At 63.8% G+C, this 24,790-nt stretch carries 21 protein-coding genes and 1 tRNA gene; 18 read left to right on the top strand and 4 right to left on the bottom strand.

Features of this window, described 5'->3' with window-relative positions:
• The first annotated feature begins 122 nt into the window (after window positions 1-122).
• Window positions 123-854, top strand: a complete 732-nt coding sequence (locus C0606_16480; GenBank protein ID PLX36289.1) for a hypothetical protein — start codon at window positions 123-125, stop codon at window positions 852-854.
• Between the two features lie 239 nt (window positions 855-1,093).
• On the top strand, window positions 1,094-2,437 hold the full coding sequence (locus tag C0606_16475; GenBank protein ID PLX36288.1) for a hypothetical protein: 1,344 nt from the start codon (window positions 1,094-1,096) through the stop codon (window positions 2,435-2,437).
• Window positions 2,438-2,503: 66 nt separating this feature from the next.
• On the opposite strand, the gene C0606_16470 is transcribed toward C0606_16475, so the two are convergent.
• Entirely contained in the window at window positions 2,504-3,820 is a 1,317-nt protein-coding gene (locus tag C0606_16470) for a dihydroorotase (protein ID PLX36287.1), read from the bottom strand.
• A 175-nt stretch (window positions 3,821-3,995) separates the two neighbouring features.
• On the opposite strand from C0606_16470, the gene C0606_16465 reads away from it, so the two are divergent.
• The 5 genes from C0606_16465 to C0606_16445 all read left to right on the top strand — a co-directional run bounded on the left by C0606_16465 (window position 3,996) and on the right by C0606_16445 (window position 9,198).
• Complete coding sequence (locus C0606_16465) at window positions 3,996-4,841, top strand: folate-binding protein (protein ID PLX36286.1); 846 nt, start codon at window positions 3,996-3,998, stop codon at window positions 4,839-4,841.
• A 45-nt stretch (window positions 4,842-4,886) separates the two neighbouring features.
• Entirely contained in the window at window positions 4,887-5,516 is a 630-nt protein-coding gene (locus C0606_16460) for a hydrolase (protein ID PLX36285.1), read from the top strand.
• Window positions 5,517-5,556: 40 nt separating this feature from the next.
• Window positions 5,557-6,063, top strand: coding sequence for a protein tyrosine phosphatase (locus C0606_16455; protein ID PLX36284.1), 507 nt, complete (start codon window positions 5,557-5,559; stop codon window positions 6,061-6,063).
• Between the two features lie 28 nt (window positions 6,064-6,091).
• Complete coding sequence (locus C0606_16450) at window positions 6,092-7,108, top strand: NAD regulator (protein ID PLX36283.1); 1,017 nt, start codon at window positions 6,092-6,094, stop codon at window positions 7,106-7,108.
• A 338-nt stretch (window positions 7,109-7,446) separates the two neighbouring features.
• Window positions 7,447-9,198, top strand: a complete 1,752-nt coding sequence (locus tag C0606_16445) for a sodium-independent anion transporter (GenBank protein ID PLX36282.1) — start codon at window positions 7,447-7,449, stop codon at window positions 9,196-9,198.
• A gap of 86 nt (window positions 9,199-9,284) precedes the next feature.
• Here the strand turns inward: C0606_16445 and C0606_16440 are convergent, their stop codons facing one another.
• Entirely contained in the window at window positions 9,285-10,277 is a 993-nt protein-coding gene (locus C0606_16440) for an oxidoreductase (protein ID PLX36281.1), read from the bottom strand.
• Between the two features lie 117 nt (window positions 10,278-10,394).
• A complete protein-coding gene (locus C0606_16435) occupies window positions 10,395-11,636 on the bottom strand; it encodes an MFS transporter (protein PLX36280.1) in 1,242 nt (413 codons plus the stop codon).
• 236 nt (window positions 11,637-11,872) lie between these two features.
• Here C0606_16435 and C0606_16430 point away from each other — a divergent pair, with 236 nt between their 5' ends.
• The 4 genes from C0606_16430 to C0606_16415 all read left to right on the top strand — a co-directional run bounded on the left by C0606_16430 (window position 11,873) and on the right by C0606_16415 (window position 16,597).
• Window positions 11,873-12,652 (top strand): hypothetical protein, encoded by a 780-nt coding sequence (locus C0606_16430; GenBank protein ID PLX36279.1) that lies wholly within the window; start codon window positions 11,873-11,875, stop codon window positions 12,650-12,652.
• A gap of 193 nt (window positions 12,653-12,845) precedes the next feature.
• Window positions 12,846-13,928: a quinolinate synthase gene (locus tag C0606_16425; GenBank protein ID PLX36278.1), complete on the top strand. Its 1,083-nt coding sequence runs from the start codon at window positions 12,846-12,848 to the stop codon at window positions 13,926-13,928.
• A 166-nt stretch (window positions 13,929-14,094) separates the two neighbouring features.
• A complete protein-coding gene (locus C0606_16420; protein ID PLX36277.1) occupies window positions 14,095-15,735 on the top strand; it encodes an L-aspartate oxidase in 1,641 nt (546 codons plus the stop codon).
• The gene (locus C0606_16415) at window positions 15,728-16,597 is read left to right on the top strand and encodes a nicotinate-nucleotide diphosphorylase (carboxylating) (GenBank protein PLX36276.1); all 870 of its coding nucleotides are present in this window, start codon (window positions 15,728-15,730) and stop codon (window positions 16,595-16,597) included. The genes C0606_16420 and C0606_16415 overlap by 8 nt, the downstream gene beginning before the upstream one ends.
• A gap of 330 nt (window positions 16,598-16,927) precedes the next feature.
• Here C0606_16415 and C0606_16410 read toward each other — a convergent pair whose 3' ends face one another.
• On the bottom strand, window positions 16,928-18,103 hold the full coding sequence (locus tag C0606_16410; protein PLX36392.1) for a cell wall hydrolase: 1,176 nt from the start codon (window positions 18,101-18,103) through the stop codon (window positions 16,928-16,930).
• 552 nt (window positions 18,104-18,655) lie between these two features.
• On the opposite strand from C0606_16410, the gene C0606_16405 reads away from it, so the two are divergent.
• From C0606_16405 to C0606_16375, 7 genes are all read left to right on the top strand, one after another.
• A tRNA-Met gene (locus tag C0606_16405) sits at window positions 18,656-18,731 on the top strand.
• A gap of 308 nt (window positions 18,732-19,039) precedes the next feature.
• Complete coding sequence (locus tag C0606_16400) at window positions 19,040-20,230, top strand: acetyl-CoA acetyltransferase (GenBank protein ID PLX36275.1); 1,191 nt, start codon at window positions 19,040-19,042, stop codon at window positions 20,228-20,230.
• 2 nt (window positions 20,231-20,232) lie between these two features.
• The gene (locus C0606_16395) at window positions 20,233-20,604 is read left to right on the top strand and encodes a hypothetical protein (GenBank protein PLX36274.1); all 372 of its coding nucleotides are present in this window, start codon (window positions 20,233-20,235) and stop codon (window positions 20,602-20,604) included.
• Window positions 20,605-20,706: 102 nt separating this feature from the next.
• Window positions 20,707-21,180, top strand: coding sequence for a hypothetical protein (locus C0606_16390; GenBank protein PLX36273.1), 474 nt, complete (start codon window positions 20,707-20,709; stop codon window positions 21,178-21,180).
• A gap of 66 nt (window positions 21,181-21,246) precedes the next feature.
• Window positions 21,247-22,887: a hypothetical protein gene (locus C0606_16385; protein ID PLX36272.1), complete on the top strand. Its 1,641-nt coding sequence runs from the start codon at window positions 21,247-21,249 to the stop codon at window positions 22,885-22,887.
• A gap of 93 nt (window positions 22,888-22,980) precedes the next feature.
• The gene (locus C0606_16380; protein PLX36271.1) at window positions 22,981-23,898 is read left to right on the top strand and encodes an alpha/beta hydrolase; all 918 of its coding nucleotides are present in this window, start codon (window positions 22,981-22,983) and stop codon (window positions 23,896-23,898) included.
• A 210-nt stretch (window positions 23,899-24,108) separates the two neighbouring features.
• On the top strand, window positions 24,109-24,780 hold the full coding sequence (locus C0606_16375) for a TetR/AcrR family transcriptional regulator (protein ID PLX36270.1): 672 nt from the start codon (window positions 24,109-24,111) through the stop codon (window positions 24,778-24,780).
• Window positions 24,781-24,790: the final 10 nt, after the last annotated feature.

Below are 24,790 nucleotides of genomic sequence, written 5' to 3'. Positions count from 1 at the left end.
CCAACACACTACCGTCCGGCTTGCGCCAGCCAATTTGTCATTGCCCCAAAAGCGGGTTTGGTCAATCCGGCGATTGCGCTAGCATGGCCGCGATGTGTTCGCAGTTGATCCGGAGTGATCCTATGTCCCGGCCGCTGGTCTTTGTTTCATTGCTATGCCTCGCCTTCGTTGCGGGACCGGCCGATACGGTATCGGCGGCGACGGCAGTGCGAACCGAACGCATCACGATTACGCCGAATGAGGATTACAAGGCACCGGAAACCGCGCCGTCGGATACCGCGGTGCCGAGCCCGGCGGAGCCGGATGAAAACGCCGACATCAACGATGCGCCCGCCGATGCGGCGGAACCGCCGGTCGACGCCGCGACGCCGCCTGCCGACCTCGGCCCCCTGCCGGAAGTCCACTATGGCGAAGAAGGTTTGCCGGAGCGGGTCAAAAAGATGCGGCAGGAAATCCTCGAGGCAGCGCGCAGCGGCGACCCGGAAAACCTGCGCGCTGTTCTGGAATCAAACGAGGTGATGCCAACGCTCTCGTTTGGCGAAACAGGCGATCCGATCGAGTTCCTGAAGAAGTCGTCGGGCGACGATGCCGGCCAGGAACTGCTTGCGATCCTCACCGAAGTGCTCGAGGCAGGCTGGGTGCATATCGACGCCGGCAAGCCGCAGGAAAAATACGTCTGGCCGTACTTCGCCGAGTATCCGCTCGACGCGTTGACGCCGCCACAGATGGTCGAACTCTACCGGATCGTCACGGCAGCGGACGTGCAGGAAATGCGGACCTACGGCGCCTACATCTTTTATCGTATCGGCATCGGCCCGGACGGCACCTGGCACTATTTCGTCGCCGGCGACTGAGCCGTCCACACTTGTTTATTTAGACCCCCCCTCACGTACCGCGCTCCGACGCGGCGTCATCGTGTGACCTCGCACAAAACGTGGGAAACAATTGTCTGACGCCGCGTCATGCACGTCAGGGTTTTCGAAATTAACCATTGTTTTTATTGAACTTTTCCTGCGCATTTTGATGGATATCAAATCCGCACCAGAAACCATTCGTTACAAAAGGTTTAAAATCCCGACCATACAGGTGCGTCATGTCCGACATTTTTTCCAACAACACCTTCGCGACGCGTACGCAACTCGGCTATCTCGCCTTTGCCGGCAACGGGCCGATCATGATCTCCTCGTCCAGCGGGATGCTGGAATTCGACAGCCTGGAGATCGACGGCAGCGACCCGGAGGACTGGTTCTCCGTAACCCCCTACAATCTCTCGCGGATGCAGGTGCGGGTCGATGCCAGCGCTTTCGGCACTGGCGATAACAGCGAATGCAATATTGTCGTGCTCGACTTCATGGGCGAAGGCGAAACGCCGATCCCCGGGGCCGGCATCGTCGTCTACTGGACGAGCGGCTGGTACAACACCGCCAACGGCAACGCCATGATCCAGCCTGTTGTGCAGGCGCTTGCCGACGCGTCCGGCTACAGCATCGTCCGCAATCCGACCCAGGGCGATGGCGACGACTGGGTGAAGAACTACGCCGTCACCAACGACATGGAACAGACCGTTCGCGTTTCCGGGATCAGCTTCGCGGGCGACGACGATACGTTCCGTGCGCAAAGTCTCGACTATGGTCTGGAGTTCCGCCCGAACGTCTTTTCGACGGTGCAGCCGTTCCTCGGCACGGAAGGCAACGACGCCAAATACGGCAACTTCCGCGATCAGACATTCAAGGTCTTCGGCGGCGACGACACCGTGTATGCGGGCGGCGGCAAGGATGAAATCCTCGCCGGACCCGGCAAGGACATGATCGATGCCGGAAAGGGCGGCGATATCGTACGAGGGGGTACCGGCAACGACACCATCCTTGGCGGCGGCGGGCCGGACCGGCTATTCGGCGAAGGCGGCAACGATCTGATCAATGGTGGCGGCGACAACGGCAAGGACATCATCCGCGGCGGCGTCGGGCGCGACACGGTGCGTGGCGGCAACGGCGACGACAAGCTGTTCGGCCAGCTCGGCAATGATCGCCTGTTCGGCCAGGGCGGCAACGACAACCTGAACGGCGGCGCCCACAACGACCGGGTGGATGGCGGCGCAGGCAATGACTGGTTGTTTGGCGGCAGCGGAAACGATCTGATCATCGGTTCGGGCGGACGGGACGTGCTGATCGGCGGAACGGGCGACGACACGCTACGCGGCGGCAGCGGTCGCGATCGCATGGTTTTCGATGACGGCTTCGGCAGCGACAGGGTCAGCGGCTTCCTGTCCGGCACCGACAAGATCGACCTGCGTGACCACGACGCGATTTCGTCTTTCGCCGATATCGTAAAAAGCACCGATTCAGACGGCTATGCGGTCGCCCAGATCGGCAGCGATCAGATCACCTTCGTCGGTCACGGCTGGGGCGATATTTCGAGCTCTGATTTCCTGATCTAGCTCAGGCTGATAGCAAACTACGCCCGGACCCGCTCGGGTCCGGGTTTGCTTTGCCCCTCGCGCCACCTACCAGAAGCGGACGGCGGCGCCGCGGCTATCCTCGACGAGGTCGCCTTCCCACATCACCCGCGCGCCGCGCACGATCGTGCCGACCGGCCAACCGGTCATGGTCGTGCCGTCGTAGGGCGTCCAACCGCAGCGCGAGGCGATCCACTCGTCGCGCACCATTTCGCGACGCGCGAGATCGACGATAGTGAAGTCGGCATCGTAGCCGACGGCGATACGGCCCTTTGCCTTTATGCCGAAGAGACGCGCCGGGCCGGCCGAGGTCATATCGACGAAGCGATGTAGCGACATGCGGCCGGCGGCAACGTGGTCGAGCATGGCGGGAACCAGCGTCTGCACACCCGGCATGCCGGACGGGCTCTCGGGATAGGGCTTGGCCTTTTCGTCAAGGCCGTGCGGGGCGTGATCCGACCCGATGACGTCGGCGATACCCTGTTGAACGCCCCACCACAGGCCGTCGCGGTGACGGCGGGCGCGGATCGGCGGGTTCATCTGCAGCCGGGTGCCGAGCCGCTGATAGTCGTCGGCGGTCAACGTCAGATGCTGCGGGGTGACCTCAACGGAAGCGACGTCCTTGTGATCGGCGAGGAAGTGCATCTCCTCTTCCGTCGACACATGGAGCACGTGGATGGCAGCGCCGGTCTCGCGGGCGATCCGTACCAGACGACGGGTCGACGACATCGCCGTCTCCTCGTCGCGCCAGATCGGATGTGATGCGGGATCACTCGGCACGCGCTCACCCTTGCGCTGTTCCAGCCGGTACTCGTCCTCAGAGTGGAAGGCCGCGCGACGGCGGGTCTTCGACAGGATCGCGGTGACGCCGGCATCGTCCTCGACGAGCAGATTGCCGGTCGAGGAACCCATGAACACCTTGATGCCGACGGCGCCGGGCAGGCGTTCAAGTTCGGGGATATCGTCGACATTGTCGTGGGTGCCGCCGACCCAGAAGGCGAAGTCGCAATGCATGCGGTTGGTTCCGCGCCGCACCTTGTCGGCGAGCGTCTCGGCCGTGGTGGTCAGCGGATTGGTGTTCGGCATCTCGAAGACGGCAGTGACGCCGCCGAGCACGGCAGCGCGCGACCCCGTTTCGAGATCTTCCTTGTGCTCGTTGCCCGGCTCGCGGAAATGCACCTGGCTGTCGATCACGCCGGGCAGGACATGCAGGCCGGTGCAGTCGACCACGTCACCCGCCGAGGCCGGATCGATCTTGCCGATGGCGACGATGCGCCCGTCGCGAACGGCGACGTCGGCCTGTCCGATACCGTCCTGATTGACGACTGTGCCGTTTGTGAAAAGCCTATCGTACGTTGCAGTCATCGCCCTCTCCTATCTTTCACCCCGCTTATAGCGAGACCATCGACGCGCGGCCAGCCGCTTTACCAGTTCCGCACTCATCGCCCGGACCGGCGGCGCGACAGCGCTTCGTGCCATGGCAATGCGGCCCATCTGCGTTACATATGGTGGCGACATCAAGAATCACGCCCGGTGAACCATGACTTTCGTACATCTTCCCGATCGGGCCGCGGTCCGCGTCGGCGGGCCGGAAGCCGCCCACTTCCTGCAAGGATTGATCACCGCCGATATCGAGCGTGTGACAGAAACAGGCGCCGGCTACGGTGCCCTGCTTTCGCCGCAGGGGAAAATCCTGTTCGATTTCCTCGTCTTCAAAGACGGCGACGACTTTCTGCTCGACACACTGGCCGAGGCCGCCGCAGCGCTCGCCAAACGGCTGACCTTCTACAAGTTGCGCGCCAAGGTCACCGTCGAGGATCTCAGCGAAAGCCATGCGGTTGTCGCCGGTTGGGGCGAACCGATGCCCGCCGACGGGCCGTTCGCGATCGATCCGCGCTTGGCCGAACTCGGCTGGCGCGGTGTCGTGCCGAAAGAAGCCGCGGGAAAAAGCGACGCGGCATTGTGGAACAGCCACCGCATTGCGCTCACCGTCCCCGAAGCCGGCCAGGACTACGCCTATGGCGAGGTATTCCCGCACGACATCGACATGGATCAGTTAAGCGGCGTCGTTTTCGACAAGGGTTGTTACGTCGGCCAGGAAGTGGTGTCGCGGATGCAACATCGCGGCACCGCGCGCCGCCGCATCGTCGCCGCCACCGCCGACGCGGCGTTGCCCGCAGCCGGCACCGAAATTGCGGCCGATGGCAAGGCGATCGGTACGCTCGGCAGCTCGGACGGCGGACAAGGTCTCGCACTGGTGCGCATCGACCGGGCGAAGGCGGCGATGGATCGCGGTGCGGCGATCGAGGCCGATGGCGTCGCCATCACCCTGTCGCTGCCGTCCTGGGCGAAATTCGAGTGGCCGAGCGACGAGGCGCCCGAATGATTTGTTCGTCCCCTCACCGCCCTTTCCGAGTGAAGACCGAAAACCATGGCTGATCGCGCGGGCGCACCGCCGCGTGCCTGGCAGCGCATGCTGTCCGGCCGCCGGCTCGACCTTCTCGACCCCTCGCCGCTCGACATCGAAATCGAGGACATCGCGCACGGGCTTGCCCGCGTCGCGCGCTGGAACGGCCAGACCTATGGCGAGCACGCCTTTTCCGTCGCGCAACACTCGCTGCTGGTGGAAGAAATCGCGGGACGTATCGAGCCGGATCTGACGCCTGAATGGCGGCTTGCGATGCTGCTGCACGATGCGCCCGAATACGTCATCGGCGACATGATCTCGCCGTTCAAGGCAGTCATCGGCGGCGACTACAAGGCGCTGGAACTGCGCCTGCTCGCCGCCATCCACATCCGCTTCGGACTGCCGGCGAAACTGCCGGCGAAGATCACGAAACTGTCGAAACGGGCCGATATCATCTCCGCCTATTTCGAGGCGACGGAACTTGCCGGCTTCGACGAAACGGAGGCAGCGCGAATCTTCGGGCGTCCGCGCGGATTCCCGCTCGATGCGGAGGGCCGGTTGCGGCTCGGGCTCGCCGGCTGGCCGGTGCGCGATGCGCAGGAGCGTTTCCTCGCGCGTTTCGAGACCCTTGAAGCGGCCTGCCGAAAGGCTTAAGTGCCTTCGCTCGCCTTTGGAACAAGAACGAGATACCCGCATGCTCTTTGTCTGTCCGCTGTCGCGGCTTCACGAGACGGTCGAAAACAGCGGCGCCAGCCACATGGTCACGCTGATCAACGACGGCACGCCGGTTGCCCGTCCGCCAAGCATTGCCGCCGAGAATCACCTGTTCCTCGGCTTCAACGACATCACAGAACCGATGGACGGCTTTCTGCCGCCGAACCACGACATCGTCGGCCGCTTCATCGCCTTTGCCGACGCCTGGTCGCAGGAGCGTGCGATGGTGGTGCATTGCTGGGCCGGCATCAGCCGCTCCACCGCGGGGGCCTATGTCGTGGCATGCATGAAACGCGGCGCGGGGCAGGAAGCGGCCATTGCCGCGGAGTTGCGCGCCGCTGCCCCGCAGGCAACGCCAAACTCGCTGTTCGTGAAGATCGCCGACGACATTCTCGGGCGCGGCGGGGCAATGAGCGAGGCGATCGCCAGCATCGGTCGCGGTGCATCGGCCTTCGAGGGCTCTCCCTTCGGGCTCTCCCTGTCATAAGCGGAAAAACTGCGGTAACAGTTGCGGCATGAACCGCGTGTCCGCTCCCTCCCTGCCCGTAAAGACGACGATCGAGATCGAACTGAACGCCGCCATCGTCGCGGTGGCCGATCCGACGCCGCTGATCCTTGCCGTCGGTACGGATGATCGTTCCGGCGAGCCCGACGGATTGCCCTTCGGTCCGTTCGATCCGCTGGCGCACCGCACGCTGGAGGCCGGCCTCAGATCGTGGGTGGAAGAACAGACGGCGTTGTCGCTCGGCTATGTGGAGCAGCTCTACACATTCGGCGACCGCGGCCGGCATATGTCGCCGGGCGACGCCGGACCGCATGTCCTTTCCGTGGGGTACCTCGCGCTCACCCGGCAGAACGATCGTTCCGATGCGGCGCTTGCCAGCCAGGGCGCCGCGTGGCGGTCGTGGTACGGCTATTTCCCGTGGGAAGACTGGCGTGAGGGCCGGCCGGCCGTTCTCGACGAAATGATCCTGCCGTTGCTCGCAATCTGGGCAAGCGAACCGCCGCGTGCCGGCGCACCACAGCGAGCGCTCGGACGGCCGGAGCGCATCGATCTCGCCTTCGGCACCGACGACGTCCCCTGGGACGAGGAACGGGTGCTGGAGCGCTATGAATTGCTCTACGAGGCCGGTCTGGTCGAGGAAGCGCTGCGCGACGGGCGCAGTGCCGCGCTTGCCCGCAACAAGCTGCCGACGCTCGGCAAGCCGATGCGGTTCGACCACCGGCGCATCCTGGCGACCGCCATTTCGCGGCTGCGGGCGAAGCTGAAATACCGCCCGGTGGTGTTTGAGCTGATGCCCGACACCTTCACGCTGACCGCGCTGCAGAAGACCGTGGAGGCGGTTTCGGGACGGCATCTGCACAAGCAGAATTTCCGCCGGCTGGTCGAAGGCGGCGCGCTCGTCGAGCCGACCGGGCAATCGACGGCAAAGACCGGCGGTCGACCTGCCGCGCTGTTCCGCTTCCGCCGCGACGTGCTGCGCGAACGCCCCGCTCCCGGCCTGCGACTCGGCGGACGGCAGACGCCGTAGAGTTTTTTCCGGCAAAGCCATCCGCGGCTGTATTGGCGCGCGAAAACCCGTGAGAAAGCCTCACTTGAACCGCCCGCGACGCTAATATTCGAAAAAAAGCATATACGAGGGCTAATCCCACTGGACTTTTGACCGGTTCCAGACTTATTTCCCTTGCGTGGGAGAAGACCGTTTCGCTGCCACCGGCGAAAGCGTGGAAAATTTTCTGTTCTTTCAGAAGTTTCTGCGTAAGTGACAACAACGCCGGTTCGTGCGCGAACAAAAATCATGACATCGCCTTTGGCATCATCCAGTGCCCGGGCGTGTCCGTACAATGCTACTCATAAAGGGCCAGTTCGATGACGTTTCCGTTCGAGCGCGTGTTTCCGTTTCTCTCGTGGTTACCGAGGGTAAACAGGGAAACGTTGCGAGCGGACGCCTTTGCGGGCCTCACGGGCGCGGTCATCGTGCTGCCGCAAGGCGTAGCGTTTGCCACCATTGCCGGCCTGCCACCGCAATACGGTCTCTACACCGCGATGGTGACGCCGGTGATCGCCGCACTGTTCGGCTCATCGCTGCACCTGATCTCCGGTCCGACAACGGCGATTTCGATCGTCGTCTTCTCCGCCGTCAGCCGCTATGCCACGGTCGGCACGCCGGAATTCGTCTCCATGGCCCTGACGCTCACATTGCTTGCGGGGCTCTACCAGCTTGTCCTTGGTCTTGCGCGCATGGGCGCGCTGGTCAATTTCGTCTCCCATACCGTGGTCGTCGGCTTCACCGCCGGCGCCGGCATCCTCATCGCGACATCGCAGATGAAGAACGTGCTTGGCATCAACCTGCCAAAGGGCGAGTCCTTCATCCACACTTGGCGAGATTTGTGGCTGCATATCGGGGAGATGAACTTGTACATCCTGCTCGTCTCGGCGAGCACGCTGGTGATCGCGATCCTGATCAAGAAATTCGTGCCGAAACTGCCGAACCTGCTGATCGCGATGATCATCGCGGGCCTTATCGCGCTTGGCATCAACGGCGCGCAGCACGGCATGACCTTTGTTGGCGAGATCCCGGCGCAGTTGCCGCCCTTCTCGATCCCCGACCTTGCCTTCCCGACCCTGAAGACGCTGGCGCGCGACGCCTTCGCCATCGCCCTGCTCGGCCTCATCGAGGCCGTCTCGATCAGCCGCGCGATCGCCGCGAAGTCGCACCAGCGCATCGACGGCAATCAGGAATTCATCGGCCAGGGCCTGTCGAACATCGTCGGCAGCTTCTTCTCGAGCTATGCCGGTTCGGGCTCGTTCACGCGCTCGGGGATCAACTATTCGTCGGGCGCGCAGACGCCGATGTCGGCACTGTTTGCAGCCGCCTTCCTTGTGCTGATCGTGCTTCTGGTCGCGCCGCTGATGGCCTATCTGCCGGTCGCGGCGATGGCCGGCGTCATTCTGCTGGTGGCCTACAATCTGATCGACTTCCATCAGATCAAGCATGTTCTGGAATCGAGCTATTCGGAAACCGCGATCCTGCTGACGACGCTGTTCGCGACGCTGCTGCTCGAACTGGAATTCGCCATCTATCTCGGCGTACTCCTGTCGCTCGTCATCTTCCTGATGCGCACCTCGACGCCGGAAATCGTCACGCTGGCGCCGGATATCGACCCGGTCTACCACAAGAAGACGCTGACCGACGTGCAGGTGAAGCCGCTGCTGCAGTGCCCCGATATGCGCATCCTGCGCATCGACATGTCGATCTATTTCGGCTCGGTGAACCACATCCAGTCGAAGCTGCAGCACATCATCGAGAAGGAACGCATCTACCACATCCTGCTGATCGGCGAGGGCATCAACGCCATCGACCTGAGCGGCACGGAAATGCTGATGCAGGAGGCCGAGCGGCTCGACGAGCTGGGCGGCGGGCTCTATTTCACCGGCCTCAAGCCGCAGGTCTACCAGTCGATCAGCCGGACCCACATGATCAAGGAAATCGGCAACAACCATTTCTTCGACGACAAGAACGAAGCGATCACGACGCTGCGGCGGCTGCTGCGCTTCCAGAAGCGCTGCGAGAACTGCACCGTGAAGGCGTTCGCCGATTGCCGCGAGGAAGCCGCGTAGTCGGAACGCCGGTTCAGAACGAAAAAGGCCGCGGCTATCGCCGCGGCCTTTTTGTTTTTCGGTGTACCCGCCGCCGAGGCCAGGTCTTATCCGACGTTGACGACGATGCGGCCGCGGACCTTGCCCTCGAGGATATCGCCGGCCTTGCCGATTACGTCGTCGAGATCGATCGTGGTGGTCATGGCGGCGAGCTTTTCCTTGTCGAGGTCGGTCACAAGACGCTCATAGGCTTCGGTGCGCAAAGCTTTCGGCGCCATCACCGAGTCGATGCCGAGCAGCGACACGCCGCGCAGAATGAAGGGTGCAACGCTCGCCGGCAGGTCCATGCCGCCGGCAAGGCCGCAAGCCGCGACAGCGCCGCCGTATTTGGTCATTGCCAGCACGTTGGCGAGCGTGTGCGAACCGACCGCGTCGACGCCGCCGGCCCAGCGTTCCTTGCCGAGCGGACGGGCGGGATTGGAGAGTTCGGCACGGTCGATGATCTCGGACGCGCCGAGGCCGGTCAGGTAGTCAGTCTCGCTGGTGCGGCCGGTCGAGGCGATGACGTGATAGCCGAGCTTGGCGAGGATGGCGGTTGCCACCGAGCCGACGCCGCCCGCGGCGCCCGTCACGACGACCGGGCCGCGATCCGGCGTGATGTTGTGGCGCTCAAGGGCGAGCACACAAAGCATCGCGGTGTAGCCGGCCGTGCCGATCGCCATCGCCTCGGGGCCGCTGAGGCCGTCGGGGCGGCGCACCAGCCAGTCGCTCTTGACGCGGGCCATCTCGCCGAGGCCGCCCCAATGCACTTCGCCAACGCCCCAGCCGTTGAGGATGACGGCGTCGCCGGGTTTGAACTCGTCGCTCTCGGAGGACACCACCTCGCCGGTGAAATCGATGCCCGGAATCATCGGGAAACGGCGCACTACCGGGCTCGTGCCAGTGATCGCGAGGCCGTCCTTGTAGTTGATGGTCGAGTGGGTCACGCGAACCGTGACATCGCCTTCCATCATGTCGGCGGCATCGATGTCGGTGAGGGCCACCGACTGCTTCCTGGTTTCCTCGTCACGGGTGATCAAAATGCCCTTGAAGCGGTCCATGGTGCTCTCCCTTATCAGAAATTCGTTGGCGAACGCAGCCGGGCGCGCCCGCTTTTAAGACGTGTCTCTTGTGGCCTTGTGCCCGCTTTCGGGGCGGTTCGCAAGGCCCGCCCGCCGTCAGCCTTGGCGAACGGGCTGCAGGCTCGGTGCGGGCGTGTCCTTGATCGGCAGGTGGACGAGCGCGGCGAAAACCGACAGCGCAACGCCAAGCCACCACACCACGTCGTAGGTGCCCGTGGTGTCGTAAAGACGGCCGCCGAGCCAAACGCCGAGGAAGGCGCCGATCTGATGCGAGAAGAAGACGATGCCGAACAGTGTTGCCATGTAGCGCGGCCCGAACATGGCCGCGACCAGCCCGGAAGTGGGCGGCACCGTCGACAGCCACAGGAAGCCCATCACGGCGGCGAAGACGACCACCGTCACCGGCGTGATCGGCATGAGAATGAAGATGGTGATGGCAATTCCGCGGCCGAAATAGATCAGCGACAGGAAATAGGCTTTCGAATAACGCCCGCCGATGACGCCGGAGATCAGCGAGCCGGCGACGTTGAACAGGCCGATAATGGCGATCGCCGACGCGCCCCAGGTCGCGTCGATGCCCTTGTCGGTCAAATACGGCGGCAGGTGGACCGCGATGAACGCGACGTGGAAACCGCAGACGAAGAAGCCGAGCACGAGCAGCACGTAGGATTTGTGGCCGAAGGCCTCGGCAAGCGTCGCGCCGAGCGAGGATTCCACCACGGCATCCGCCTGCGCGCCCACCTCGCTGCGGCCCTGTAAGGGGATCGCCAGCACAACGATGGCCAGCATCATCACGCCCATGATGATCAGAGCCATCGACCAGCCAAAATGGTCGATCAGGCCCTGGCCGAGGAAGCCGAAGACGAACTGGCCGAGCGAGCCGGCAGCCGTGCCGACCCCGAAGGCGAGCGAGCGCTTGGCGTCGCTGACGGCGCGGCCGAAGGCGGCAAGCACGATCGAGAACGACGCCGCCGACAGGCCGATGCCGACCAGGATGCCGGCGGACAGATGCAGAAAGACCGGTTCCGGCGCCCAGGCCATCATGAACAGGCCGAGAGCGTAGATGACGCCGCCGACGGCGAGCACCCGGGCGGTGCCGTAACGGTCGGCGATCATGCCGGCAAAGGGCTGGCCGATGCCCCACAACAGATTCTGGATGGCAATGGACAAGCCGAAGATCTCGCGCGTCCAGCCACGGTCCTCGGTGATCGGGGCAAGGAAAAGCCCCATGATCGAGCGCGGTCCGAAGGACAACACCGCAATCAGGCAACCGCTGGCGATGATGAAGGGCAGACTACGCCAGAAGAGCGCCGTCGCGCCGGTTCGATCGGTGGTCATGCTACCTCCTCGCATCGGCGCTGCGCCGCATTCGCCGTCAATTGCACCGCCCGTCCGCAGCACAAGAAAGCCTGTGTATCGGCCTTTCGCGGCGAATACGAATGCTTCCTTTCGGCACCAGTGTTTTATAGTGTTGGCAGTGATTTCCAAGTGCGGCGCCGACCGCCGCACCTCCCCTCATCCACCTGTCGGTGCATGCCGCGTGCTGCCCGGCCCGGCGCGGAGATGCCCCTTCCATGAGTTCTGCCGCAGAAATCCTCGCCTCGCAGCTTGCCGACGCCCGGCGCAATCGGCGCACCAGCGCGCCGTTCCCGTCTTCCGCCATCACGACGATGGAAGACGCCTACGCGCTTCAGGACATCGCGACGACCATCTATGGCCGGCGCAATGGCTACAAGATCGGCGCGACGAGCCCGGCAGCGCAGCGAATCATGAATTGCGACGGCCCGTTCTTCGGTCCGATGTTCGCCGAGGACAGCCACCGCAGCGGCGAGGCCATCGTCATCGACGAGACCATGCTGGCAGTCGAATGCGAGTTCGCCTTCCGCATCGGACCGATTTCTCGCCCGTTCGTCGGCGGCGAGACGGCGGAGAGCATCGCCTCGGTGATCGAGAGCTGCCATCCGGCGATCGAGATCGTCGGTCGGCGCGTCGCCTCCGAAGGCTTCCCGGCAATCGTCGACGCGATCTCGGATTTCGGCCTCAACGCCCGCTTCGTGGTCGGCGACGAAATCCCGGACTGGGAGGCGCTCGACCTCGCCGGTTCCGAGGTGCGCGCCCTTGTCGACGGGACGGAGACCAATGCGGGATCCGGCGCACAGGTCTACGGCCACCCGCTCGCAGCGCTCGCCTGGCTCGCCAATGCGCTGACCGCGCAGGGCAAGTCGCTTGAAGAAGGCGACTGGGTGTCGACCGGCACCTGCCTTGGCATCGTTCCGATCCGTGCCGACAGCGAAGTGGTGGCGGATTTCGGCCCGCTCGGTTCGGTTTCGGTCGAATTTCTAGGCCGAAAATAGCCGTAGTTTCAAAGGCACCCGGACAAAATCGACGCAGCCGGCGAAAAAATACGCCGGTTGGGTGGAAATTGCCGCTTCGCCTCGCTAAATAAAACTCGAAATGAGCATAAGGGGTGCGTAACCGGTGGTTTCGCCGGTTGTTTTTTCGTCCTCTTTATACTCAACCTGAGCATAACGGCGATGGGAGATTGCCATGAGCCTCATGGATCACGGTGCCGAGACCACGGCCTGCACGACCGCACGTGCGCGCGTTTCGAAGGACTACGAGGCCATTTCGCGGCCTTCGCTGGCCTATACGAAAGAGGTCGCGGAAGCGACGGCGCCGATCTACGAGAAGGTCAAGGATGTCATTCCGGCGATCGAGTGGCCGTTCTTTGCGCCCTACATTCACGCGATCAACGCGCTGAAAAAGGAGCGTAACGCGGTCATCCTGGCGCACAATTACCAGACGCCTGAGATCTTCCACGGCGTTGCCGACATCGTCGGCGACTCGCTGCAGCTCGCCAAGGAAGCCGCCAAGACCGACGCGGACGTCATCGTCCAGTGCGGCGTGCACTTCATGGCCGAGACGGCGAAGCTGATGAACCCGGACAAGACCGTGCTGATCCCCGACATGGATGCGGGCTGCTCGCTTGCCGAGTCGATCACCGGCGCCGATGTCCGCCTGCTGCGCGAGACCTATCCGGGCGTGCCGATCGTCACCTATGTCAACACCTCGGCCGAGGTGAAGGCCGAGTGCGATATCTGCTGCACCTCCTCGAACGCCATCCAGGTCGTCGAGTCGCTCGGCGCCAAGCGCGTCATCATGGTGCCGGACCAGTATCTGGCTGCCTATGTGGCGAGCAACACCGATGTCGAGATCATCACCTGGAAGGGTGCCTGTGAAGTGCATGAGCGCTTCACCGGCGAGGAGCTGCGCGGCTACCGCGAGGCCGATCCTTCGGTGAAGATCATTGCCCATCCGGAATGCCCGCAGGACGTCATCGCGGAAGCCGACTACACCGGCTCGACCGCGCAGATGATCGACTGGGTGAAAACCGAGAAGCCGGCCCGCGTCGTCATGGTCACCGAATGCTCGATGGCCGACAACGTCGCCTCCGAGGCGCCGGAGACCGAGTTCGTGCGGCCGTGCAATCTGTGCCCGCACATGAAGCGGATCACGCTGCCGAAGATCCTCGACGCTCTGCTCGAGATGCGTGAGGAAGTGACCATCGACCCGGCGGTCGCCGAGCGCGCGCGCCACGCCGTCGAGCGCATGGTCAACCTGAAGAGCTGATCGACACATTCCAAGAACAATGCCCGCCCTCGCCGGACTGCGACGGGCGGGCACTTGACGTGGGCGCCGGGAAGGTGCACCGCTTCCCCTCCGCCTTTCATGGAACCGTCCGAGCGACCGGACCGGCACGCCCTTTCCAGGTCGCCCTAGCCAACGGACTACGGTCATGGCCGAAGATACGGATGCCGTCAGCACGTTCACGCCGCAAAGCTGGTCGGTGATCGACGATGTGATCATCGTCGGCGGAGGTCTCGCGGGCCTCTTTTGCGCCCTCAAACTCGCCCCCCGCCCCGTTACCCTCTTAAGCGTCGCCGAACTCGGCGCCGGAGCCTCGTCGGCCTGGGCGCAGGGCGGCATCGCGGCAGCCGTTTCCGAAGGCGATACGCCCGATGCCCACGCCGCCGACACGATTGCGGCCGGCGCCGGCACTGTCGATGAGCGCATCGCCCATCTGATGGCGAGCGAGGCGCCGGAGCGGATCCACGACCTCCTGTCCTATGGAGTGCCCTTCGACCGCGACCTTGAAGGCAAGCTGATGCTGTCGCGCGAAGCAGCCCATTCGCACCGCCGCATCGTGCGCGTACAGGGCGACCGCGCCGGCTGGGCAATCATGGAAGCGCTGGCGGCCGCCGTTCGCAACACGCCGTCGATCCGCGTTGTCGAGGGCTATCTGGCGGAAGAAATCGTCACCGAGGGCCGCAACGTCACCGGCATCATGGTGCGGCCGGCCTCGGGCAAGGCGAGCACGCCGATCTTCCTGCCGGCGCGCGCGATCGTGCTCTCCAGCGGCGGCATCGGCCATCTTTACGGCGTCACCACCAACCCGCCGCAGGCAAATGGCGACGGCGTTGCCATGGCGGCCCGCGCCGGCGCGATCCTTGCCGACTGCGAGTTCGTCCAGTTCCACCCGACCGCCATCGACATCGGCCGCGACCCGGCGCCGCTTGCGACCGAAGCGTTGCGAGGCGAAGGCTCGCTCCTGGTCAATGGCGACGGCAAGCGCTTCATGCTTGATGTCGATCCGGACGCCGAACTCGCGCCGCGCGATGTCGTCGCCCGCGCCGTCTACGAAGAGGTGATGAGCGGACGCGGCGCTTTCCTCGATTGCCGCAAATCCGTCGGCGACGCGTTCAAGGACAAGTTCCCGACCGTCTACGAGGCCTGCATGAGCGCCGGCATCGATCCGGCCAAGGATCTGATCCCCGTCGCGCCCGCCGCGCACTACCACATGGGCGGCGTGCTGACCGACGCCAACGGGCGCAGCTCGGTCGACGGTTTGTGGGCCTGCGGCGAGGTTTCCTCGACCGGCGCGCATGGCGCCAACCGGCTCGCGTCGAACTCGCTGCTTGAAGCCGTGGTCTTTGCCGCGCGCATCGCCGAAGATATCGCCGGCCTGCTGCCGGCCTCGGAAACCGGCGCCTGGCGGCCGCTGCCGCCGGAAAAAGCCGATGCCGACGCCGAACCGGCGAACGAGAGTAACATCGTCGCCACCATCCGCCGGGTGATGAGCGAGCATGTCGGCGTGGTACGGCGCGAGGCCGGCCTGAAAAAGGCGCTCGCTATCCTGAGCGCGCTTGAAAAAGGCAGCCGCTCGCGCCAGGTCGACAACATGCTGACGACGGCCAAGGCGATTGCCGCTGCCGCCCTGCAGCGCACCGAAAGCCGCGGCGGCCATTATCGCGCCGACTATCCCGAGACCGATCCGGCGCAGGCGCGGCGCTCGTTCCTGACCCTTGCGCAGATCGATGCCATCGTTGCGGCTGCCGCCAAGGATACCGAAAAACCCGAGGTTCCCGCCAATGACTGATGCCCGCTCTCTGCTCCCGGTTCTCTCCCCGATCGCCGTTGAGGACGCGGTGCGCGCGGCGCTGAGCGAGGATCTCGGCCGGGCCGGCGACATCACCAGCCAGGCGACCATCCCGCCCGACGCGCAGGCGACCGCCGTGCTCGCCACCCGCAAGGATGGCGTCCTCTCCGGGCTCGATTTCGTCGAGGCGGCGTTCTCGCTGATGGATCCGGCGATCCGGGTGACGCGGCGCGTAGAAGATGGCGACGCGATTTCCGCCGGCACAGTCGTTGCCGAGATCACCGGCCCGGCGCGCGCCATCCTGTCCGGCGAGCGCGTCGCGCTCAATTTCCTCTGCCATCTGTCGGGCATCGCGACGGCAACATCGGCGTTTGCCGCCCGAACCGCGCACACTTCGGCGCAGATCGTCTGCACCCGCAAGACGACGCCGGGCCTGCGCGCCTTCGAGAAATACGCCGTTCGCTGCGGAGGCGGCATGAACCACCGCTTTGGCCTCGACGACGCGGTGTTGATCAAGGACAACCATATCGCGGTTGCAGGCGGCGTCGCGCCGGCGATTGAACGCGCCCGCGCCTTTGCCGGCCATCTGGTCAAGATCGAGATCGAGGTCGACACACTCGATCAGCTCAAGGTCGCGATGGAATACGGCCCGGACGCGGTGCTGCTCGACAACATGGCACCCTCGACGCTGCGCGAGGCAGTCGCCATTGTCGACGGACGGGCGATCACGGAAGCGTCGGGCGGCGTCACGCTGGAGTCCGTGACGGCAATTGCCGAAACCGGCGTCGACCTCATCTCGACCGGCTGGATCACGCATTCCGCGCCGATATTGGACTTGGGTTTGGACATCGCGATCGGCTGAGGCGCTCGTTCCCTCTCCGTCGTCATTCCGGACAAGCCGCAAAGCGGCGCGATCCGGAATCCAATGGCATATGCGCCAGATAAAAGCAGTGGAGAGCTGAGCCGGGCGTACGCGACGAGCCGACACGGCATACCGTGTCGAGAGGGGCAATAGACCCCGGATCAAGTCCGGGGTGACGGGGAGTGCGAGCGGATAAGACGTGCGCCAATGCTAGCCGCAGTTTTTATCCTCGGCCACGTCCCCTCCCTCTCGACGACAAATCGCCCACAAACGAAAAACGCGGAACCTTTCGGCCCCGCGTTCGTTTTCCCTAGCAAGTGACGGACCTGATCAGCTCCAGCCGCCGCCATAGGTCTTGTAGAAGATATGGCGGCCGATGCGGTCCTTGCGCTTCATGGTGCGGGCCCAGCGCGGCTTGACGTAGGTCGCGTGGTAGTGCGTCGACGCACCGACATCCTTGATCCACTGCTTGCCGGAGGTGACCTCGCGGGCGATTTCCTGCGCCTGGCGCCACAGGCGGCGATTGTTGATGCGGTCGCGGATGCCGTCGCAGGCAAAGGAGAACTGGCAGCGGTTGCGGCGGTGCTTGTTCTGGTAGACGACGCCGCAGATCGAATTCGGATAGGTCGGGTTCTTGACCCGGTTCAGCACCACCTGGGCGACGGCGACCTGGCCCTTCCACGGCTCGCCGCGGGATTCGAAGTAGATCGCATCGGCGAGGCACTTCTGTTCCTTGTTGGAAAGAACGCTCGCCGGCAGCGCGTTGTTCACCCATGCGTGGTTGATGCCGACATCGGGAACAAGCGTTGCGGCCTCCGGTTCCTCGGGCTTCTTCGGACCAAACAGGGCGGCAAACGGAGCCTCGAGATCGACGCTGTCATTCGGCGCGTAGGCCATCACCATCGACGCGCTGACGGCGGCCGCGCTGCGGGCGATCAGCATCTTCTCGGCTTCGGGGTCGTCGGCGAGCGGCCTCGGCTTCGCCTTGTGATCAAGGCTGGCAACGGCGGTCGATGCTGCGGCGTCGGGCAGCGGGGTCGGCTTGACGAAGGCGACACGCGGCAGGACGCGTTCGCCGCTCGGTGCGATCAGGCTGGAAAGCTGGAACAGGGCGCCGGCATTGATTTCGCCCGGCTTCGGCTCCGCCGCGCGCGTCACGTAGCGATCGCCCTTGAGGCGGCGATTGATGCGCTGCGCGTCCGACGTATAGGTCGCGTCGACCACATCCTTGGCCGCCTTGCGTTCGACAACGGCAACGCCATCGGACTTCACAGAGCCCGTCGTGACCTGGTCGACCCTGCTGGTCAGCTTGCCCTTGGTCAGAACCGTACCGACATTTGCGAAGGTGTAGGTCGGCGTATGCGTCGACCCGGTGTCCGGCGCCTGAATATGGGCCGTCCAGCGCAGGGCGTCATTGTCCTCGAAGGTGACGAGGCTTGCCGCATCCTGATAGGCGATCCGGTCGGGGAAGACGAAAAATGAAACCGCGGCGACCACTCCGGTCATCGCGGCCGACATCGTCCGGCAAAGGAAACCACGGGAGCGCTTACGATACATCAGCACACTACTCAACTCTGGAACTACCCAACGCGCACACCAACGCAACCACGCGTGATGCCGACAAACTGCAGCATCCTTCGTGCGTCTTCCTTTGTTGATCGCTGATTAACCTTGAAAGTCCGTTAATGCGGCCAAATGAATTTTCGCCGCGGGCGCGGACGGCGCCCTTCCCCTGCAGTCGCGACATGCGAACCTCTCGGTTCTGCGATGCACGACAAGGCCCTGTCACGGCCCGCCGACATCGCGCCCGCCCCCGGGCCGCAGGCGGACAGTCACCGAAAAAAGCGGCAAAAGCGTGGGCGCGCGTTCGAGCACGCAATATGCCCCGATCCGGGCTTGCCGGATGGGCTGACGCTGGTGTAGGCAGAAAGGCCTTTCAGCCGCGCGTCTCCAGCGTCCTTGCACGCCTTACGCGCAGCGTCGCGGGGTCCACTCTGCGGTGTCTTTCACCTTCTGTCACGGTGACCATCGCAAGCGCCCCGCGCATTCGGCTGATAAGGGCCCGTAGCTCAATGGTTAGAGCCGACCGCTCATAACGGTCTGGTTGCAGGTTCGAGTCCTGCCGGGCCCACCATTTCCTTGATCCCGCGGCAATTCGCGACGCTCACGCCTTCCGATGGGCGGATGAAAGCCCGAGCCGCGGTCGCGACCTTGTTCTGGTTCGCGGATTTCCTCTCACCTCCGCCGCTCTTTCTCAACGCACGCCAGGGTCACCGCGTTCACCGAGCACCGCGATGCCGCTCGCCTCACATTCCATGCGTGCTTGTGTTTGTGGCGCGTTGTTGTCAGGCCTATTTATGAATAATGGGTCGTAATTCATTTTTTTGTTGACACCCCCTCCTTTCGCCGGAAGGATTGCCCCGACACATTAGGGAGACAGTCATGGGCACTGCTGCAGGGCCATTCGCGGCTTTCGCGGGGATCGGAGAGATCCCGACCGGAGATTATCCCGAGCGCACCGCGCTCGAGGCCGCGGCCACGGCCGCCCGCATGGCGGTGCGCGATGCCGGCCTCGACAAGTCCGAGATCGACGTCATCATGCCGACCGGCGCGATCTTCAACCGCGACTTCAACAGCGACCTGATCTTCGGCCGCCTGGTCGAAGAGCTTGGCCTGAACGGCACTGCGCACGCCAACATCCAGGTGATGGCGGGCGGCGCCAGCGGCAGCGCGATGGCCAAGACCGCCGCCGCGCTGGTCAAGTCCGGGCTGGCGAAGAACGTCCTGTGCGTCCATTCCGACCGCCTCAAGAGCGGCATCGACATCGCCACCGCCATCGAGGTGTTCTCGACGCTCGGCATTCCCGATCACTGGGAGCAGCCCTTTGGCCAGCACATGGGCTCGATGGCAGCGATGCTGACCAACCGCTACATGTACGAGACCGGCACGACGGCCGAGCAACTCGCCGCGGTCTGCGTCTCGGCCCGCAAATGGGCCGAACTCAATCCCAATGCGATGTTCCGCAAGCCGCTGACGGTCGAGGAGGTGCTCTCCTCAAAGGTGCTGTCGGAGCCAATCCACGCCAAGGAATCGAACATGCTGGCCGATGGCGCCTCGGCCTTCGTCGTCACCTCGGTCGAGCGCGCGGCCGATCTGACCGACACGCCGGTTTATCTCACAGGTGCCTCGGGGCGGGTGACGCATTACTCGCTGGCCCAGGAGATGGACATCGCCCGCATGGGCTATGCGGATGCGGCGGCGGAAGCCTTCGCTATGGCTGGCATTGGTCCCAAGGACATCGACATTGCCGAAATCTATGACGCCTATCCGGTGATCAACCTGATCGCTCTTGAGGAGATGGGGCTGGTCGAGCGTGGCGAGGCCGGTGCCTTTGTCGCCTCCGGCGGCACCTTCCCCGGCGGGGCGCTGCCGATGACAACCAATGGCGGCATGCTCTCGGCCGGTCATACCGGCGCCGGCGGCGGCGTATCGATCTTCGTCGAGGCGTTGCGCCAACTCATGGGCAAAGCCGGCCCACGCCAGGTGCCGGGCGCAAAGATTGCCGTCGAGACCGGTTCGGGCGGCACCTACATGGACGCCCAGGTCATGGTTCTCACGAACGAGGTACGCTGACGATGAAAATTGCCGAACCGTTCCACGCCGGCCTGAAGGCGCGCAAGCTGTTGATACCCTGGTGCGAGGACTGCGGCCGTCCGCACTTCTATCCACGCTCGGCCTGTCCGCATTGCTGGGGCGAGACCTACGACTGGCGCGAGGCCAGCGGCAACGGCGTGATCCACTGCTTCACCGTCGTGCACAACAACCCGCCGCCGGCCTTCGTGCCGCTTCTGCCCTATGCGATGGCCGTCATCGAGCTCGACGAGGGTGTCCGGCTTCTCTCCAACATCGAGGGCGACCGCGACGGCATGGCGATCGGCGACCGGGTCACCGTCACCTTTGCCGAGCGCGACGGCGAGATTCTGCCGCTGTTCAAACGCCAGTTCTGAGCAAGGGCGGCCTGAACAAAAGGCGGGCGCAACGACCAGGCGCCCCGAACGGCAAGAAAACACGGCCGGCGCCGACGCATCGCCGGCAAGGAGGAGAACGCGATGACCTCGGGTTGGCAGGACTTCCCGCAAGGCAAGGTGGTCACCACCGCCGCCATCACCGTCACCGAGACCCATCTGGTGCAGTTCTCCGGGCTCACCGGCGACTTCTATCCCGTCCACACCGACGCCGAATGGGCCGCCAAAAGCGCCTTCGGCCAGCGCATCGCCCACGGGCCGCTCACCTTCGCCCTGGCCGTCGGGCAGATGTACCAGTCGCAGGCCTACGGCAACGCCATCATCGCTTGGCTCGGCGCCGACAATGTGCGCGCGACAAACCCCGTCTTCATCGGCGACACGATCCACGTCAAGGCCGAGGTCCTCACCTCAAGACAGGCCAAAAACCCGGACCGCGGCATCGTCACACTCAAATACAACGTCATAAACCAGAACAACGATGTGGTGATGGAAGCGCAGCTCGCGATGCTGATGCGGGCGCGTCCAGCGGAGGAAGCGCATCAGACGCTTGCCGGATAGCGGCAAGCCGGACAGGCTAACAAAACAGGCCGGCAAAACGAACCGGACCAAGCGGGAGGTTGAGCGATGTTTCAGGAATGGCGGGGGCAGACATTCCCCCGGATGCTGCAGTACTCGGCTCGCAACTGGCCGCAGAATGTTGCCGTCCGCTTTGCCGAGGACGCGATCACCTTCGCTGAACTCGCACAACGGGTCGATGCACTGGCGCTTGCGCTGCACCAGCAGGGAGTTCGCCCGGGCGATCATGTCGCCTACATGATGAGCGTTTCACCGCGCTGGGTAGAGCTTTTCTTCGCCACGCTGGCGCTCGGCGCAAAGGTGGTGCCGCTCAATCTGACCTGGGTCGGCGAGGAGATTTCGCAGGGGCTGCGGCTCACGGATGCAAAGTTCCTGGTGATTGGCGCGCCGCACCGGGGCGAGAACCTCGTCAGCAAATTCCTCGAAGCGCTGCCTGCACTGGCAGATGCCAGCCCGGACAACATCGACATCGAAGGTTTGCAGCTGCGTTCTGTCTTCGTCGAGGGCGCGGACGTCGAAGTGCCCGGCTTTGCCCGTCATCTCGATGCACTCGCTTCGAGCGCGGATGCCGGCCAATGGCCACCGCAAGGCCACGTCGCGCCGCGGCCGGACGATCAGGCCCTGCTGCTGCTGACCTCGGGCACGACGTCATTTCCCAAGCCGGCAATCCATACGCATCAGTCGATGCTGTGCGGCATATGCAACTACGCCGACGGTCTCGAGGCCACTGCCGTCGACACCTTCCTGCTGACGACGCCGAACTACCATGTCGGCGGCATCATTTCGATGTGCATTCCGCTGATGCGCGGGGGAACGTCCCGCCTGATGCACTGGTTCGACCCCGAAGAGGCGATGCGGCTGATCGAGAGCGATCCCGTCACCCTGTTCTGGGGCTTCGACACCCATTTTGCGATGATGCGCAATAGCCCGTCATACGGCCAGCACGACCTGTCCAGCATCACCCGCACCATGTCAGGCTCCAACCCGTCGACCTTCGATGCGATCTACGCGATGGGGTTTGCCCATATCGGGAGCCTGTACGGCACCTCCGAATCCATGGGCGGTTCTACCTTCTTCCCCTACCGCGACCGTTTCGATGTGGAACGCATGAAGCAATCGAATGGCCGTCCGACCTCGAACGAGGTCCGTATCATATCGCAGGATACCGGCAAGGAAGTGCCGGTCGGCGAGCCCGGCGAGATCTGCGTACGCGGGCCGAACCTGTTCCAAGGCTACTACAACATGCCCACGGAATCGGCCGAATGCATCGATGACGACGGGTTCTTCCACACCGGCGACTACGGCTGGGTCGATGCGGACGGCTATCTCTACTACCGCGGCCGCTACAAGGAGATCATCAAGTCGGGCGGCGAAAATGTCTCGATGCTCGAAGTCGAGATGTTTCTTTCAACGGAAATTCCCGGCGTCATCAAGGCCGTGGTTTGCGGCACGCCGGACGAAAAATGGGGCGAGGCAGTCACCGCACTCATCGAAGCCGACCCTGCCGCTGAGCTGAGCGAAGCCAAGGTCCGTGACGCATGCCGCGGCAAGCTGGCCGGATACAAGATCCCGAAGCGGGTGTTCTTCGTCTCCAAGGCGGTCTGGAAGATCACGCCGACCGGCAAGCTCGACCGCCGCAAGGTGCAGGCGTCGGCAATGGAAATCCTGGAGCAGGAAGCGAAAGGCTGAACGCAGGTGTCCGCGCCTGCAGGCACGGGCGCGCACTCAACAACAGCCGTATCCGACAAGCGAACGGCGAAGCAGGATTTTGGGAGGAAGACAATGGAACGCGAGATCGAATTCCAGAGCCAGGGCGTGACCGTGCGGGGCATTCTGAAAACCCCCGACAACGTCGACGGGCCGATGCCGCTCCTGGTGATGGCCGGCGGCTGGTGCTACGTCAAAGAAATCGTCATGCCGGAATACGCCGACTTCTTTGTCGAGGCCGGCGTTGCCTGCCTGATCTTCGATTACCGCTGCTTCGGCGACAGCGACGGCGAACCGCGCCAGCACGCAGATCCGTGGATGCAGATCGAGGACTACCGCGCCGCGATCGACTATGCGGAGACCCTGCCCGAGGTCGATGCGGACCGGATCGGCATCTGGGGCATTTCGTATTCCGGCGGCCACGTGCTGATCCTCGGCGCCATCGAACCGCGCATCAAGTGCATCGTCTCCAACATCCCGCTGATCGATGGCGCGGAAACCTTGCGCATCGGCCATGGCGAGGCCCGCTATCGCGAATTGCAGCGGACGCTGCTCGAGTACCGCAGCGCCAAGTTCAAGGACCCGAACACGGAATCAAAAATCCCGATGTCGGTCCCGGATCCGTTCACGACAATGGCCCACTGGCCCTATCCGGACGTCTATGAGGGCTTCATGAAGCTCAAGGAGACGGTCGCGCCCAACCACGAGCACTGGTCGACGATTGAATCGACGGAGCTTTGCGAACTCTACACGGTGATGCCCTATGTCGGGCGGATCGTGAACATCCCCACCATGATGGTCATCGCCGAAAAGGACACCCTGACCATGTGGGACAAGGAGACCGAAGCTTTCAACGCGATTCTGACCCCGAAGAAGAAGCTCGTGGTACTGGGCGACATCACGCATATGAGCCTCTATGGCAACGTCTCGAAGGTGGAGATTGCTTCGCGCGAGACGATCCCCTGGCTCCAGCAGTATCTGATCGGCGAATAGTCGGAGTGGGATCCGGTGGCCGTTCAACGGCCGCGGCCACCGGCACACGCGTCCGGGGCATCCGGAAGCCCGCCGCGGCCTCCGGCGTCGGCTTCGCCCCAGGCCCCTTTTTGGCCTCAGCATCGCTCCCGCGGCTGGTTGCAAACCCTCAGCTATCCGCTATCATTAAGTGGGTGCTTGCCCGGGTTATCCTTTTGAAAAACGGAGTGGATTTTGCCAAGTCGAAGCGTTGCTGCAACCACTCGGAAGAAACCCGGCAAACGTGAGGTCAAGGCGCTCGAAACCAGGAGTGCCCTGTTCTCTGCAGCAGCCACGGTGGTCGGCAAGCACGGTTACGAAGGCGCCTCGATTGCGCGTATCACCGAGCTTGCCGGGGTCGCGAACGGCACCTTCTACAACTACTTCGAAACACGGCAGGACCTTTTCGACCAGCTGTTGCCGGCCGAAGGCGAACGTCTGCTCGACTACATCCGCGAAAATGTCGACCGGAACGCCAGCGGCGTCGAACTCGAGCGCCAGCGCATGGCGTCCTCATTTGCCTTCTTCGCCGAGAATCCGGGCTTCCTCAGGGTCCTAAACGAAGCCGAAGTCTACGCGCCGAACGCCTTTCGCGAACACGTCCGCAAATTTGCCTCGGTCTACGAAAAGGGCCTGAGAAAACAGATGGAAAACGGAGAGCTTCGCTCTTTCAGCGAAGCCGAGCTGAAGACCATCGTCTACATCCTCATGGGCGCCCGCAGCTATCTGATGATGCAGGCAAGCTATTCCGACGAAACCTTCGACGAAGAAAAGGCGAGCGGCTTTCTTTCGACTTACGTCAAGCTGCTCGAAGGCGGTCTGTTCGCCGCTACCGGATCGAAAACGGATTCGTCCGACAACTGATCGCTTTCCC

It is taken from the genome of Hyphomicrobiales bacterium, from assembly GCA_002869065.1.
GTDB lineage: Bacteria > Pseudomonadota > Alphaproteobacteria > Rhizobiales > Rhodobiaceae > Rhodobium.
The sequence above is the reverse complement of the archived record's forward strand: the minus strand, read 5'-3'. Positions and strand labels throughout refer to the sequence as shown.